This window comes from Mesorhizobium sp. 1M-11 (assembly GCF_001303895.1).
Lineage (GTDB): Bacteria > Pseudomonadota > Alphaproteobacteria > Rhizobiales > Rhizobiaceae > Mesorhizobium.
Window position 1 is genome coordinate 18,762 of sequence record NZ_LJSD01000058.1, and the last position, 16,211, is coordinate 34,972.

The window sequence follows — 16,211 nt, forward strand, 5'->3', positions numbered from 1 at the left end:
TTCTGCCCTTATCAGGCTGGAATCTTGACGATAATCTCGCTGGAACCGCCCTCCTTGAGGTCGAAAGCGTTGCCTTTCACCTTGGCTCCGTCGACTTCCAGCGAGATGGTCTTGGTGGCCTTGGCACGCACGACACGGACCGAATGTTCAGTGCCGGCGATCTTGAGCTTTGCCGAATAACCGTCCCAATCCCTGGGCAGCTTGGGCGTGATTTCAATGCGGTTGCCGCGTCGCTCAATGCCGAGGATACCCTCCACGGCGGCGCGGTAGAGCCATCCAGCCGAGCCGGTGTACCAGGTCCAGCCGCCACGGCCGCCCTTCCCTTCACCGGCATAGATGTCGGCGGCCACCACGTAAGGCTCGACCCGGTAGTGTTCAGCTGCCGCGTTGTCCAAAGCATGGTTGACCGGGTTCAGCATCGAGAAACAACGATAGGCTTCATCGGTCCGGCCCATCTCGGCCAGCGCAATCACAAACCAGGTTGCGGCATGGGTATATTGGCCGCCATTCTCCCGCACGCCCGGCGGATAGCTCTTGATGTAACCGGGATCCTTCTCCGTCCTGGAGAAAGGCGGCGTGAACAACTTCACGATCTTGAGCTCGTCATCGACAAGATGCTTGACGGCCTGATCCATGGCGGTCTGTGAACGGGCGGGGTCGCCATCGCCCGACAGTACGCTCCACGATTGCGCGATCGAGTCGATCTTGCATTCATCGGATCTGCGCGAGCCGAGTGGCGAGCCGTCATCGAAACTGCCACGGCGATACCACTCGCCGTCCCAGGCGGCATTCTCCAGCGCCCTTTTGAGGCTGGCCGCATGTGCTTCCCAGGCCTTGGCGCGCTTGGTGTCGCTTTGTGTCTTGGCCACCGGCGCAAAATCCGTGAGCGTCTTCAGCAGGAACCAGCCCAGCCAGACGCTTTCGCCCTTGCCGCCGATGCCGACGCGGTTCATGCCATCGTTCCAATCACCGCCGAGGATCAAAGGCAGGCCATCGGCGCCGGTTCTCTGAATGGCAAGATCCAACGCCCGCGCGCAGTGCTCGTAAAGTGGCACATTTGTCTTCGAGATTTGAGGTTCGAAGAAGGAATCGTGCTCGCCCTCGGCCAGCGGCTTGCCCTCGATGAAAGGCAGCGCTTCCTTCAGGATTGCCTTGTCCCCGGTCACCAGAACGTAGCGCGATACCGCATGGGCCAGCCAGACGACATCGTCCGAGATCATGGTGCGCACGCCGGCGCCGCTACGTGGCAGCCACCAGTGCTGCACGTCACCCTCCGGGAATTGCCGCTGGGCTGCGTTGAGGATCTGCTCGCGCGCCAATGCAGGGTCGTGGGCCAGCAAGGCCAGCGTATCCTGCAATTGATCCCGGAAGCCGAAAGCGCCGCTGGCCTGATAGAATGCCGAGCGCGCACGGATACGGCAGGCCAGCGCCTGATAAGGCAGCCAATGATTGACCATGGCATTCAGCGCCTTGTCAGGCGTCTCGACCTGGATGGTATCGAGGAAACCACGCCAGTTGCGTTCGTTCTCGGCCAACCTTTCGTCGAAATCCTTGGCACGATGCGTCTTGACCAAGGCACTCGCCTCCTTGGCGGAACCTGCATCCCCCATCAGCCAAAGCAAGGTGACGTCGCCACCGGCTGGAATCTCGACATCACGCGCCAGCGCAGCACATGGATCGTCGCCCGCCTCGACACGGCCGGACAAGGCCGAGCCCGCAAGGACGGACTGCGGCGTTGCGGTGTTGCCGTCGCGGCCGAGAAATTCCTGCCGGTCAGCCGTGAACGACTGTGGCTCGCGATCACTGGCCAGGAACGCCACGCGGTCGCTGAAGTCGAGCCCGTACGGGTTCTGCGCCAACAGAGCGCCGGTGGCCTCGTCGCGCTGTGAGAGGATGGTGGCAGCAGTTTTCGAGCGATGGCTGCCAAGCACCCATTCGGCATAGGCGTAGACACGCAATCTGACAGGTGCCAATCCTGCGTTCTGGATGCGCAGACGCGAAATACGGACCGGGTCGACTGGATCGACGACATGAGTCAGATCCATCGACACCGCACCACGTCTGGAGCGGAAGGTGGAGAAGCCCTGTCCATGCCAGGCTTCGTAGACCATAGCTGGATCGCGCAGCACCGCAGCCGTCGGTGAATAGGCCTCACCGCTGCCGAGATCGTGGATGTAGATGCCCTCGCCCGGACGGTTCGTGACCGGGTCATTCGACCATGGCGTCAGCTGATAGTCGCGGCTGTTGCGGCTCCAGGTGAAGCCGGCTCCCTCGGCTGACGTATGGAAACCGAATACCTCATTGGAGACCACGTTGATCCATGGTTGCGGCGTCGAACGGCTGCCCGTCAGGCGGACTACGTAGTGGCGGCCGTCACTGTCGAATCCACCATAGCCGTTCCAGTAGTCGAGCCCGGTGCCGTCGGCAGGGATTCCGCCTTCGCCCTTCTTCGCCGGCTTGCGTGGCGCAGGCGCCGTGGTGTCACGCGACACCGCGGCCCCACCTGGGTGCAAGGCGTCGCGGGCCTGGATCGCCGCGGTCTCGGCGCGTTCGATCTGATCGAAGATCGTACCGTTGCGGGTGTGCAATACCACCCGCGCCACAGCGAGCAGTGTCTTGTAGGTGGTTTCATCCATCAGATCGCGGCGCACCGCGAAGATGTGCTGGCGCGAACCGAATTCATTGCCGCGCAGCCGACTGTTTTCGCACAAGGCGTCGATCGCCTGCTGCAGATCCTGCACATAGGACGATGCCTGCTCGTTGACGATGACGAGATCCGCCGTCATGCCGCGCGCACGCATGTATTCCTGGAATCGAAGCGCTTCGGCGACGATCTCGAGGTCGGCAACGTCGCCGATACGGACCGCGAAGATCGGGAAGTCACCCGAAATGCTGGTCGGCCAGAGACTGGACTGACGACCGAGGCCCGAAGCGACCGCGTCGGGCTGCAGACGCAGGAACGGATCCGGGTAGATCAGATACCGCGCCAGTTTCTGTACGTTGGAGGCATCCGTCAGGCTCAAGCCCATGTGGCGGGTCTGCACCTGCGAGCGGGTCCAGGCCAACATCGACTGACGCGCGAAACTCTCAGCGTGGTCAAGCCGCGCAATCGCCTCTTCCAGTTCCGTACGATTGGCGCCAGTGACGGTCCAGAAGGTAAGCGATATCTTCTTGTTCGCCGGCACCCGCACGCGCCGTCGCAGCGCGGCAATGGGATCAAGTGTGAACCCGGCGTGTCCTTCCAGTCGAGCATCGGGATCGAACGCGGCGGCATCGGCGATGGTTCGGCCGCGGCCGATGAAGGCACGACGATCGGTCTCGGCTTCGCCGTCACGGGCAAGTCCCGACGGATCGGTGACGAAATGCGCCGCAGTGATATCGGGATCGCCCTCGTCCCTCTTGCGACGCGTGGCAAAGATCGCATTGTTGTTCGGCGCGATCTCCGTCTCGACAAACATCTTTGAGAAAGCGGGATGGGCATAGTCCGCGGCCTCCTGGCCGAGCACCAGTTCGGCGAACGATGTCACTTCGATATGCCGATCCGTCGCGCCGTCATTGTAGAGCGTGACCCGCCTGCCCTCGCCATTGCCTTCCGAGATGACGATGCATTCCACCTCTGAGCGCAGCGAGTGCACGGTCTTGATGAAGGTCGCCTTGTCATCCGAGAACTGTGCCTGCGCGGTTTCACCAGGCGCGCGCTTCGGTTCGACAGTCGCCGACCACCAGTCGCCGGTGTCGGCATCGCGCAGGAAGATATAGGAGCCGAGCCGGTCCTCGACCGGATCCGGCTGCCAGCGCGTTACGGCGAAATCGCCCCAGCGCGAATAGCCCGAACCGGTCGCCGTCACCATCACGGAATAGCGGCCGTTCGACATCAAATTGGTTGCGCGCAGTGCCCATGCAGGGTCGAGCACCACACGCATATCGGGGGTCTGCGCCTCGGTCTCGTCGGCAACGGCCTGCTCTTCGGCATCGGTGCGCACCGTGTCGGCCGGAATCTCGCGTGGCGCCTTCTCCTGAAGCAGCAATTCGGCGGATTCGATCACCGGATCGCTGTGGAAGCGGTCGCGCAGGCGTCCTTCGAAAACAGCATCGGCGATGGCCGCGATCGACATGCCCGAATGGTGAGCGAAGTAGTTCTGCACCACGGCACAGGTCGCGCCTTCCGGCACGCGTTGCGGTGTGAAATCGACCGCGTCGTAGTAACCGTGTCGACCGAGCGCACCGATCTCCTTCAGGCGTTTCAGATTGGCAACGGCCTCACGCGGCAAGAATTGCGCGCTGAGGATGGTGGCATACGGCGCAATCACCGTATTCTGGCCGAGACCACGCTTGAGGCCGAGACCGGGCACACCAAAGTTGGTGTACTGATAGTTCATCTCGCGGTCGCGGGCATTGTAGGCGGCTTCGGAAATCCCCCACGGCACACTCTTCGAGCGACCGTACTGGATCTGCCTCTTGATGATGAGCTGGCTGGTTTGGTTGAGGATTGAGCCCTGGGGCTCCTTCATCACCAGCGGCGGCATCAGATATTCGAACATCGAGCCGGACCAGGACATCAAGGCTCCCCGGAATCCGATCTCGACGATCGGCCGACCCAGGCGGAACCAATGCTCGGTCGGCAGGTCGCCCTTGGCGATGGCGAACAGGCTGGTCAGCCGGCATTCGGAGGCGAGCAGATCGTAGCAGGCCTCATCAAGTTGACGCTCCTCGACACGGTAGCCGATCGACAGCAGCTTGCGGTCCTGACGCAGCAGGAAGCCGAATTCCATCTCGAAGGCGTAGCGCCGGGTGCGCTCATGCAATTCGAGCAATTTGGCGCGCATGGCCTGGACCGTCTTTTCATCGGCCTGAGCATCCTGCACATGGGCCTCGCAGGTGGCTTCCAACCGCGCGGCCCAATCGACGATGATGTCGCTGGCCGTCGACTTTGCTTCGGCATGTATGGCGGCCGCGAGCTTGCGGATCTCGCCGGCGAGGACGGTCAGGTTGACGGTGCGGGCCGAAGCCATTTCAGGCTGCGCCTTTATGGTACGCACCGCACGCCGCATGCCGTCCAGCCGGTCGGCCAGACGTTGGCGCAATGGCCTGAGCTGACGCCGGTCGTCCGGCAGTTCGTCCAGGCTCTCGTTCAGGATCGCGACGGTGTCCAGCACGCCTTCGACATCGCCATGCAGGTGCACGGAAGGAGCCTCCGCCCATTCGGTGCAGGTCGCAGCGACCGTCACCAGATGGCCGGCCAGATTGCCGCTGTCGACTGCGGAGATGTAGGTTGGACGCAGCGGGTTGAGCGTCGTCGTCTCATACCAGTTGTAGAGATGCCCCCGACTGCGCTCCATGCGCTCGACGGTCGACATGGTGGCGTCGATACGTGCGATGGCCTCCGAAAGACTGATCCAGCCGAAGTCTCGCGCCGAAACGACCGACAGCAGGTAGACGCCGATGTTGGTCGGCGACGTGCGTGTCGCAATGATCGGCTTCGGGTTCTCCTGGAAATTGTCGGGCGGCAGATGGTTTTGTTCGGCCGTGACAAAGTTCTCGAAGTAATGCCAGGTGCGGCGTGCTGCGATACGCAGCGCGTGCACATCCTGCGGCAGCAGGTGCAGGCGATCCTCCGTTTCCGCGGAGCGGCTGACCAGCCAGGCGAATGCCGGCGATCCGATCCAGAACACCGCAAAGGCGAAAGCGACGAAGGCTCCGGTTGAATCGTCGAGAACCGGAATGGCGAGGCCGACGGCGCCGATGATCACGGCGCCGTACATCATGGAATAATAGGAGCCGATGTCGTTGCCGCTGCCCTGATGCGCCTGCGAAGCGGTACGCCACTCGAGCAGGTCCTTGCGGCTGACGAACAGACGATAGAGCGTGCGAATAATGGCATCGCCCATCATCCAGGCCTGATGCGCCATCAGCACGATCTTCAGCGCCACCATCGCCGTGCCGAAGGCTATGTCGTGCACAAGTGCCGAGAAATGACCGCGCGGAGTGGCATCGCTGTTCTTCGGGATGATCGCGTTGACGATGTCGAAGGTGGGCGCCATGAACAACGTCAGGATAAGCAGGCCTTGCCATTGGGCGGCTTGGGTGAAGGGCAGCAAGGTCCAACCGGCTATCGCAGCCATCACCCAGAAGATCGGGGTAATTGAGCGACGCAGATTGTCGATCATCTTCCAGCGGGACAGTGCCGGGACGCCCGAGCGCGGATCGAAGATGAAGCTCAGGAGCTGCCAATCGCCGCGAGCCCAGCGATGGTTGCGCGAAGCGTCAACCCAGTATCGCGTCGGATAATCCTCGACCAGTTCGACGTCGGTGACGAGTGCCGAACGCGCCAGGGCACCCTCGAGCAAATCGTGGCTGAGGACGGTGTTGTCTTCTATGCGCCCCTTGAGCGAGGCTTCGAAGGCGTCGATATGGTAAAGGCCCTTGCCCGTGAAGGAACCGTCGCCGAACACGTCCTGATAGAGATCAGAGACGGCAAAGACGTAAGGATCGAGGCCGCGATTGGCAGAGAATACGCGCTGGAAGAATGACGCCTCATCGCCGGTGGTGAGCGAAGGCGTGATGCGCGGCTGCATGATCGCGTAGCCGGCGGTAACCCGGCGCTTCTCCGCATCGTAATGCGGCTTGTTCATCGGGTGGCACATCTTGCCGATCAGCTTCGATACGGCATCGCGCGTCGTGCGGGTGTCCGCGTCAAGCGTCATGACATGCACGACGTTGTCGGGCAGCGGCGTTTCCAACGGCAGGAAGGTGGTGTCCTTGTCGCCGCGCAGCAGCAGGTTCAGTTCATGCAGCTTGCCGCGCTTGCGCTCCCAGCCCATCCAGCGCCCCTGCGCCGGATTGTAGAGACGGCGGCGGTGCAGGAGGTAGAAGCGAGGTGCGCCTTCGTTCGGGTAACGCTGGTTGAGTTCCGCGATCTGATCGCGGGCAAATTCCAGGATTTCCGTATCGTTGGCGCTGATTTCCGATTTGCTGTCCGGCCAATCCGAGAGCAACGCGAAATGAAGCTCACCCGACATATTGGCGAGATGGTGCACTTCGATGTTGCGGACATTTTCCTCGACATCGTCGCGCGAGCCAATCAGCGACGGCACAACGACAAGGGTCCGTGCCTCAGCCGGGATTCCGTCCTTGTACTCATAGCCGACAAGGCGCGTGGGTTTCAGGAACAACAGGATGACGGTGTTGAAAAAGGCCAGAGCGCCTTCGCTCGCAGGCACCGCGAACAGCACCAGCATCAACGTTATGCCCCAGAGCGGCAGCCCCAGTGCGGCCAGCGCATTGCCGGACAACCAAAGCAGAAGCGCGGTGAGCAGAAAGACGGGCAACACGATGCCAAGCCAACCGGTCCTGCGGAAACCACGCAGAAGACGGCGCGCCAGGCTTGGCGAATAACCGATCGCTTTTTCGAGTTCGGGACGGCGTGAACCGACAAGGAAGAAGCCGATATCGGTGGCATCGGCAGCATCCGTCGCTTCGCCCGTCGCCTGTCTCGCCGCATCCGCCATATCGGTCGCTTGCTCGGCGACATGGTATTCGGACTGCTTCGAACGTTTGGCCAGATCCTCGATCTCGGTGCGATACTGATCCCTGGATGGAAAATCGAGCTCGCTGAAATTGGTGCGTTCGCGCAGCAGCGCATCGATGCGGCTGACGCCCTCGAACCAGATCGTCCAGTCGACGTCGTTGATGAGGCGTAAACCGCGAATGATGTTGCCGGTGGTCACGTTGCCGCTCGACAAAGTCTGATGCTCGGCAATGGTGATCTTTTCGGCGTCAGTGCCGGACTTCTCCAGCTCGGTTTCCAGCCACTCGAGCGCCCTGCCCGCATTTTGCGAACCGTCGCGCAAGCGATAGAGGAGCTGCGTGGCAAATGAGGTGTCGGCAGCCTGGGCCTGATATTTGTCCAGGATTGCCTGCCGATCGGCACTGTCGCCGGCCGCCAGGACCCGGTCGGCCACGTCGTTGGCGATGAGGCGCATATCCCTCGACCGGTTGACCCGAACGGCAAGCCGGCGAAGGTTCTCGATAAGCACGAAGCGCAGCAGCGACGGCAGCGCCCAGATTTCGCCGATCTTCATGGGTTCGACCGACTGGAAACCCTCGACGATCGCCTTGAACATCTGAGCCGAGACGGAGCTGTCCGAATGCGCGACGTAAGCCCAGGCCAATGCCAGAGCGCGCGGCACGCTGGTGCCGTCGGAGAGTTTCAGCGTGGGCAGTTGTCTGTAAAAACGGCGCGGCAGATCGCGCTTGATCTGGTAGATCGTTTCTTCGACCAGATAATTATTGTCGAGCAGCCATTGAGCGGCTGGCGTCACCGTCTCGCCCCGGGCCTGGGCGACATTGGTCAGCTTGTAGACCTCAAGGATCTTCTTGGCACTTTCGCGGATGCGCTTCTGGAAATCGAAAGGCTGCAGCCCGGCAAGATCGGAGATGTCGCCTCTGGCGAGGCTTTCACCCAGCGCCCGCAACCTGTCTTCAGGCAGAAACTGTGACCGGATAGGCTCTTCCGCTGTCTCAGGGAACCGCGCAGTGGCGGTCCGGATCTCGGCGGGGCTGGTTTGAATATTCATCAAGCAATCCATGCGGTGGGGACCGGTCGCGGCGCAACCGCCTCGTCCCCGGTGTTTAATATCGATTTACAGGTGATTGATTGCATAGCAAAGCGGGTCGGACGAGCTTGTTCTGTCTTCCCGTCAAGATTAGCGGCCGTGGCGTTGCCGACAACTGTGATACTTGCACTCATGCTCACAACGGAAAGGAGCGAATGGCAAGGATTCCGGCAATTTCGTGATGGCGCAACCGCCCGGCCCGATATTTCGGGTCAGGTTCGATAACGCTTGGAAACAACCTTTAATCGTTTTGGATGGCGATCAGGAAAACGACCGCGTGCGGCTGCGGCCGGAGCCGGAACGTCTGTCCCGCCTCGTCGAGCCACAACGTATCACGAGCATTAAGCGCAACTGTCGGCGATTCGCCGATCTGAATGCCGCCCTCATGGCAGAACACAAGCGTAGCGGTCGCTTCGGCGATGAAATCAAGTGGCTCGGAGAGCGATACGCGGCGCACGGTATGGCGCGCGCGGGCACGGCGGGTCATCACATTGAGATCGGTGATGGGCCCCGCCGCCAAAGTTGCCTCGGTCTCGGCGTCCGCGGGAAAGAACAAGGGCTCACTGGCCCGTGTCAGGTCTACAGAATCATAACCAGCGATAGAGAGCCGCATGCCTTCGCCTTCAAGGATCGAAAGCGTGCGGTCGATGCCAGCGAAGACGGAAAATGGCCCTCCAGCCTCGACCCGCGCCATCGAGATGCGCCAGTCGAAGTCATCCAGCCCAGCGCCCGCCGGCGAGACAACGATCTCGGTCGTCGTCCCGCCACCGTTCTTCCACGGCATGGAGCGATAGTCGCTGGCGCGAAGGATGCGCATCGGCTTAGCCGAGAATGCCCGGCAGGTTGAGCTGATGCTCCTTTGCGCAGTCGATGGCGATGTCGTAGCCGGCGTCGGCATGACGCATGACGCCAGTTGCCGGGTCGTTCCACAACACACGCTCGAGACGGCGCGCTGCATCCTCGGTACCGTCGCAGACGATGACCATTCCGGAATGCTGCGAGAAGCCCATGCCGACGCCGCCGCCATGGTGCAGCGACACCCAGGTCGCACCCGAGGCCGTGTTGAGCAGCGCGTTGAGCAGCGGCCAGTCGGACACAGCGTCCGACCCATCCTTCATCGCTTCCGTTTCGCGGTTTGGCGAAGCGACCGAACCGGAATCGAGATGGTCGCGACCGATGACGACGGGCGCCTTCAGTTCTCCCCTGGCAACCATTTCGTTGAACGCCAGGCCGAGGCGGTGGCGATCGCCGAGGCCGACCCAGCAGATGCGTGCCGGCAATCCCTGGAACTTGATGCGCTTCTGCGCCATGTCGAGCCAATTGTGCAGGTGCTTGTTGTCAGGCAGCAACTCCTTCACTTTGGCATCGGTCTTGTAGATGTCTTCCGGGTCGCCCGAAAGTGCCGCCCAACGGAACGGACCGATGCCGCGGCAGAACAGCGGGCGGATATAGGCCGGGACGAAGCCGGGGAAATCGAAGGCGTTCTCGACACCCTCTTCCAGTGCCATCTGGCGAATGTTGTTGCCGTAGTCGACGGTCGGGATGCCCATCTTGTGGAAGTCGAGCATCGCCTTGACGTGAACTGCCATCGACTTCTTCGCTTCCTTGGCGACGGTCTTGGGATCGCGCTCGCGCTTCTCTTCCCATTCTGCAACCGTCCAGCCCTGCGGCAGGTAACCGTTGACCGGGTCGTGGGCAGAAGTCTGGTCGGTGACCGCGTCCGGCTTCACGCCACGGCGAACCAGTTCCGGGAAGATGTCGGCAGCATTGCCAAGCAACGCAACCGATATTGCCTTCTTTTCCTTGCCGGCCTTGTCAAGAATGGCCAGCGCATCGTCGAGATCCTTGGCCTGCACGTCGACATAGCCGGTCTTCAGGCGCATTTCGATGCGCGAAGCCTGGCATTCGACAGCAAGGCAGGATGCTCCCGCCATCGTCGCGGCCAGGGGTTGAGCACCACCCATGCCGCCCAGGCCAGCGGTCAGGATCCATCTGCCGGAGAGATCGCCATTGTAATGCTGCCGGCCCAACTCGACAAAGGTCTCGTAGGTACCCTGAACGATGCCCTGCGAGCCGATATAGATCCAGGAGCCGGCCGTCATCTGGCCGTACATCATGAGGCCCTTTTTATCGAGGGCGTTGAAATGATCCCAGGTTGCCCAATGCGGCACAAGGTTGGAGTTGGCGAGCAGGACGCGCGGCGCATCCTTGTGCGTCTTGAAGACGCCGACCGGCTTGCCCGACTGCACCAGCAACGTTTCGTCGGCTTCCAGATTGCGCAGCGCACCGACGATACGGTCGAAGCTCTGCCAGTCGCGCGCGGCACGGCCGATGCCACCATAGACCACCAGCTCACCCGGCTTTTCGGCGACGATCGGGTCGAGATTGTTCATCAGCATGCGCAGTGGCGCTTCGGTGAGCCAGCTCTTGGCGGTCAGCTCGGTGCCGGTGGCGGCGCGGATGGTGCGGGAATTGTCGATACGGGTGTGTTGGGTCATGCGAATGTTCCCTCGAAAATCAGGCCTTCGCCCAGTTGAGTGCGGTCGTCAGGATTTCGGTCAGCGTCTTGCGCATCGGCGCGGCAAAGTCGGGATCGTAGCGGCTCGGCCAATTCGCCTGATCGACCTTGCCCTCCGGCTCCAGCATGTAGCCTCGGCACGAAAGCTCCATCTGCAAGGCGTGGACGCCATCTTCCGGCCGACCGTGATGACGGGTGATCCAGCCGCCCTTGAAGCGGCCATTGAGCACCCAAGGTCTTCCTGTCGCGGCCATGATGTCCGCGATTTGCCTTTCAAGGACAGGATCCGTGCTCTTGCCGGAATTGGTACCGAGGTTGAACAGCGGCAGCTTGCCTTCGAACAGCCGGGGAATGACCGAGCGGATCGAATGGCAGTCATAGAGCACGATCTTGCCGTGCAGGCCGCGCAGCCTCGATATCTCGGCGTCGAGCGCGGCGTGATACGGCTCGAAATAGCTTTTCCGGCGATCGGCGACAGCATCGGCGTCGGGCTCCTGACCTGCCTTGTACAGCGGCTCGCCATCAAAAGTCGTCGTCGGGCAAAGCTCGGTCGTCGCTTGTCCCGGATACAACGAAACACCCGACGGATCACGGTTCACGTCGATGACGGAACGCGAGATGCCTGTGCGCACCACGGTCGCACCGAGATCGGTTGCGAAATCATAGAGCTTCTCGATCCACCAATCGGCGTCGCGACGGGCCAGCCAGGGCGAAACGAAACGATCGTCGAGCCCGGCCAGGTCGATACCGGTGTGCGGGATACTGACCAGTAGCGGCGCCTCGCCGCGCTGGACGTCGAGCCATGAAGATTGGGTCACGCGGCGGCTCCACTGACGGCCGGAAGCGTGACTGCTCCAGCAGCCTTCGCGAGCGCGCCTTCACGCACCAGGGCAATCGCCTTTTCCATGTCGGGATGGAAATGACGGTCGTCATCGAGGTACGGCACCTGCGCCCGCAGCACCTTGCGCACAGCCTCGAGTGGCTGGCTGGACGCAAGCGGCTGATGGAAGTCGCAACCCTGCGCCGCCGCGAGCAGTTCGATGCCGATGACGGCGGTGGCGTTCTCGATCATGCCGATAAGCCGACGCGCACCATGGGCGGCCATCGAGACATGGTCTTCCTGGTTGGCAGAAGTCGGAATGGAATCGACTGATGCGGGATAGGCCTTCTGCTTGTTTTCCGAAACAAGCGCTGCTGCCGTCACCTGCGGGATCATAAAGCCCGAATTGAGCCCCGGCTTTGGCGTGAGGAAGGCTGGCATGCCCGACAGTGCGGGATCGACCAACATGGCGATGCGTCGTTCCGACAGCGAGCCGATCTCGCAGACTGCGAGCGCGATCATGTCGGCGGCGAATGCCACCGGTTCTGCATGGAAGTTGCCACCCGACAGTGCTGTATCGTCCTCGGCGAAGATCAACGGATTGTCGGTGACGCCGTTGGCTTCGGTCTCGAGCGTGTCGGCTGCCTTGCGCAGCACGTCCAGCGCCGCACCCATCACCTGCGGCTGGCAGCGCAGGCAGTAAGGGTCCTGAACGCGTTCGTCGCCGACACGATGGGATTCACGGATAGCGCTGCCGACCATCAGGTTGCGCAGCGCATCGGCCGTTTCGATCTGGCCGCGATGTTTGCGCAGAAGATGGATGCGCGGATCGAACGGTGCATCGGAGCCCTTGGCGGCGTCGGTCGACAAGGCACCGGCGACCAACGCCGACTGATAAAGCACTTCGGCTTCGAACAGGCCGGCCAATGCATAGGCGGTCGAGAATTGTGTGCCGTTGAGCAGCGCCAGACCTTCCTTGGCGCCCAGCGTCACCGGCTCCAGCCCGTGCGACGCAAAAGCGACCCTGGCCGGCACCCGGCCGTGCGGGGTGAAGCATTCGCCGACGCCGATCATAACCGCCGTCATATGCGAAAGCGGGGCAAGATCGCCGGACGCACCGACCGAACCCTGGGCAGGCACGACCGGAATGACGTCGTTTGCCAGCATCTTCTGCAGAAGATCGATGGTTTGCTGCCGGACGCCCGAAGCCCCCTGTGCCAGGCTTGCCATCTTGAGCGCCATCATCAGGCGTGCCACCGCAACCGGCATCGGCTCGCCGACACCGGCGGCGTGCGAAAGCACGATGTTGCGCTGGAGCGTTTCGAGATCGGCTGCAGGAATGCGCACGCTGGCGAGCTTGCCGAAACCGGTGTTGATGCCGTAGACCGGCTCACCCTTGGCGACGATGCGCTCAACCGCCTTGGCGCTGGCTTCGATTGCCGCCTTGCAGGCGGGATCGAGCGTCGGGATGGCGCCGCGATAGATGGCGCGCCAGTCGGCCAGCGTGGCGTTGCCAGGCTTCAATACGAGTTCTGTCATTGTCCCCTCCAGATACGGGCATGGAGCGGATTGAAGCCCATGCGATAAACGAGTTCTGCCGGCCGCTCGATGTCCCAGATGGCAAGGTCGGCCCATTTCCCGGTTTCCAGCGTCCCGGTCTCGCCAAGCAGGCCGAGCGCGCGCGCTGCTTCGCGTGTCGTGCCGGCTATGCACTCCTGCACGGTCATGGCGAACAGCGTCGCGGCCATGTTCATGGTCAACAGCAACGAAGTCAGCGGCGATGTGCCGGGATTGTTGTCGGTGGCCACCGCCATCTTCACGCCATGCTGGCGAAACAGCGCGATCGGCGGCTTTCTGGTCTCACGGATGAAATAGTAGGCGCCGGGCAGGATACCGGCGACGGTCCCCGCCTTGGCCATCGCTACGGCACCGGCTTCATCGGTATATTCGAGATGATCGGTCGACAACGCGCCATAGCCTGCTGCCAACGCGGCACCATTCAGATTGGAGAGCTGGTCGGCGTGGAGTTTCACCGGCAGGCCGGCGGCCTTCGCCGCATCGAAGACGCGGGCGATCTGCTCTGGCGAGAAAGCAATGCCTTCGCAGAAACCGTCAACGGCATCGGCCAGCCCTTCAGCGGCGATCGCTGGTAGCATCGCCTTCGCCACAAGGTCGATATAGGCGTCCTTGTCGCCATTGGCTTCAGGAGGCAAGGCATGAGCGCCGAGGAATGTCGTGCGAACGGTCACCGGGCGCTCGACGCCAAGGCGGCGGGCCGCCTTCAAGGACTTTTTCTCATTGTCGAGATCGAGCCCATAGCCGGATTTCACCTCGACCGTGGTGACGCCTTCAGCCATCAGGGCATCGAGACGCGGCAGCGTCTGGGCAACAAGCTCATCCTCGCTCGCTGCGCGCAGCGCTTTGACCGAGGAGACGATACCACCGCCGGCGCGGGCCACCTCTTCATAGGTAGCACCGGCCAACCGCATCTCGAACTCGTTGGCACGATTGCCAGCATGGATGAGATGTGTGTGGCAGTCGATCAGGCCGGGTGTGATCCAGCGCCCTTCACAGTCGATGATCTCGGCCCCGGCCGGAACCGCCGGCATGTCCTTCTCGGAGCCGGCATAGACGATACGACCACCGCCCGCCATGATGGCGCCATGCTCGACTTCACCAAGACCGGCGGCATTCTCGGACAGCGTCGCCAGGCGCGCATTGCGCCAGACACGGCTTGCCCCTACCCGGCCATTCTCCTCCTCAGCCATAGTCTTTTTCCACTTCACTCCGTCGAAATTATGTATATACATATTAGGGCGCGACGCAAGCATTATTGTCGCGCAGGTTACGGCAAGCGGAGGACGAAGGCGTGACGGCGATCTTTGCGGAACAGGCTTTTCTGAGCGGCGGCTGGCGCAAGAATGTGCGCCTCGTGGTTTCCGAGGGCGCTTTGATTACCATCGAAGCCGACGCCGTGATTCAAGCCGGCGACGAGCGGCACGCCATCGTTGTTCCCGGGATGCCGAACCTGCACAGCCACGCCTTCCAGCGCGGCATGGCTGGCCTTGCCGAAACGCGCGGTCCGGGTGCCGATTCATTCTGGAGCTGGCGCGAGGTGATGTATCGCTTCGCGCTGTCGATGACGCCTGACGATGTCGAGGCGGTCGCCGCCCAGCTCTATGTCGAGATGGTGGAGGCAGGCTTTTCGCGGGTCGGCGAGTTCCATTATCTGCATCACGATCGCGACGGCAGCCCTTACGCCAACATCGCCGAAATGGCCGAGCGCATCGCGGCAGCGGCCAAGGCAACCGGCATCGGGCTCACGCTGCTGCCGGTCTTCTATGCGCATTCGGGTTTCGGCGGCAGTGCCCCGAACGAGGGACAGCGCCGTTTTATCAATGATCTGAGCAGCTTTTCCAAGCTTCTCGAAAAATCGAAGGAAGCAGTAAGGGGACTTGATCGTGCAGTCGTCGGCGTCGCGCCGCACAGCTTGCGCGCGGCCACACCGGAAGAGTTGTCGGTTGTCGCCAAGATGGAACCACGAGCGCCGATCCACATCCATATCTCCGAACAGGTCAAGGAAGTTGAGGATTGCGTTGCGTGGTCGGGCAAGCGCCCCGTCGAATGGCTGCTCGAAAACCAGGCCGTCGACAGTCGCTGGTGCCTGATCCACGCCACCCACATGACGGATGACGAGACAACCACCATGGCAAAGTCCGGCGCGATTGCCGGTCTGTGCCCGATCACCGAGGCGAATCTAGGGGATGGCACCTTTTCTGCGCCTTTGTTCTCAAGTCACGGTGGCCGCTATGGGGTCGGTTCCGATTCGAACGTGCTGATCGGGGTTGGAGACGAATTGCGCCAGCTCGAATATTCCCAGCGCATTTTCCACCGTGCCCGCAATGTGCTGGCAGCGCCCGGCCAATCCAACGGCGAAAATCTGTTCGCACAGGCCCTGATCGGCGGAAACGTGGCTCTCGGCGCTGCAACAACTGGTCTTGAAACCGGCGCACCGGCCGATTTCGTTTCGCTCGATGCCAACCATCCTTCGTTGGCCGGCAAATCCGGCAATGCGATCCTCGACACCTGGATCTTCGCAGGTGCCACGCGCATCGACTGTGCATGGGTGCATGGTCGGAAGCTGGTCGAGAACGGTCGGCATTTCGCACGCGAGGCCATTGCCGAACGCTTCCGGAATGTGATGATGCGGTTGTCGGCTGACTAAATGCCGCGGGGATTCGAAGAGCGGGGAACGACA

7 protein-coding genes are annotated in these 16,211 nt (G+C 62.1%); 1 reads left to right on the forward strand and 6 read right to left on the reverse strand.

Going from position 1 to position 16,211, the window contains the following annotated elements; all coding sequences use genetic code 11:
- Window positions 1-11: 11 nt before the first annotated feature.
- The 6 genes from AO692_RS25825 to hutI all read right to left on the reverse strand — a co-directional run bounded on the left by AO692_RS25825 (window position 12) and on the right by hutI (window position 14,721).
- Window positions 12-8,576 (reverse strand): glucoamylase family protein, encoded by an 8,565-nt coding sequence (locus tag AO692_RS25825; RefSeq protein WP_054312941.1) that lies wholly within the window; start codon window positions 8,574-8,576, stop codon window positions 12-14.
- Window positions 8,577-8,856: 280 nt separating this feature from the next.
- Window positions 8,857-9,432: a HutD family protein gene (locus tag AO692_RS25830; RefSeq protein ID WP_054312942.1), complete on the reverse strand. Its 576-nt coding sequence runs from the start codon at window positions 9,430-9,432 to the stop codon at window positions 8,857-8,859.
- A 4-nt stretch (window positions 9,433-9,436) separates the two neighbouring features.
- Window positions 9,437-11,113: a urocanate hydratase gene (hutU, locus tag AO692_RS25835; RefSeq protein ID WP_054312943.1), complete on the reverse strand. Its 1,677-nt coding sequence runs from the start codon at window positions 11,111-11,113 to the stop codon at window positions 9,437-9,439.
- A 19-nt stretch (window positions 11,114-11,132) separates the two neighbouring features.
- Entirely contained in the window at window positions 11,133-11,951 is an 819-nt protein-coding gene (gene hutG, locus AO692_RS25840) for an N-formylglutamate deformylase (RefSeq protein ID WP_054312944.1), read from the reverse strand.
- The gene (hutH, locus tag AO692_RS25845; protein WP_054312945.1) at window positions 11,948-13,492 is read right to left on the reverse strand and encodes a histidine ammonia-lyase; all 1,545 of its coding nucleotides are present in this window, start codon (window positions 13,490-13,492) and stop codon (window positions 11,948-11,950) included. The genes hutG and hutH overlap by 4 nt, the downstream gene beginning before the upstream one ends.
- The gene (gene hutI, locus AO692_RS25850; RefSeq protein WP_054312946.1) at window positions 13,489-14,721 is read right to left on the reverse strand and encodes an imidazolonepropionase; all 1,233 of its coding nucleotides are present in this window, start codon (window positions 14,719-14,721) and stop codon (window positions 13,489-13,491) included. The genes hutH and hutI overlap by 4 nt, the downstream gene beginning before the upstream one ends.
- 101 nt (window positions 14,722-14,822) lie before the next feature.
- On the opposite strand from hutI, the gene AO692_RS25855 reads away from it, so the two are divergent.
- Complete coding sequence (locus AO692_RS25855) at window positions 14,823-16,178, forward strand: formimidoylglutamate deiminase (protein WP_054312947.1); 1,356 nt, start codon at window positions 14,823-14,825, stop codon at window positions 16,176-16,178.
- The last annotated feature ends 33 nt before the right edge of the window (window positions 16,179-16,211 follow it).

What these genes read in the sequence shown, in the direction of transcription:
- AO692_RS25825 (WP_054312941.1), bottom strand. Translation starts at nt 8,576, where the DNA reads ATGAATATTCAAACCAGCCCCGCCGAGATCCGGACCGCCACTGCGCGG.
- AO692_RS25830 (WP_054312942.1), bottom strand. Translation starts at nt 9,432, where the DNA reads ATGCGCATCCTTCGCGCCAGCGACTATCGCTCCATGCCGTGGAAGAAC.
- hutU (WP_054312943.1), bottom strand. Translation starts at nt 11,113, where the DNA reads ATGACCCAACACACCCGTATCGACAATTCCCGCACCATCCGCGCCGCC.
- hutH (WP_054312945.1), bottom strand. Translation starts at nt 13,492, where the DNA reads ATGACAGAACTCGTATTGAAGCCTGGCAACGCCACGCTGGCCGACTGG.
- hutI (WP_054312946.1), bottom strand. Translation starts at nt 14,721, where the DNA reads ATGGCTGAGGAGGAGAATGGCCGGGTAGGGGCAAGCCGTGTCTGGCGC.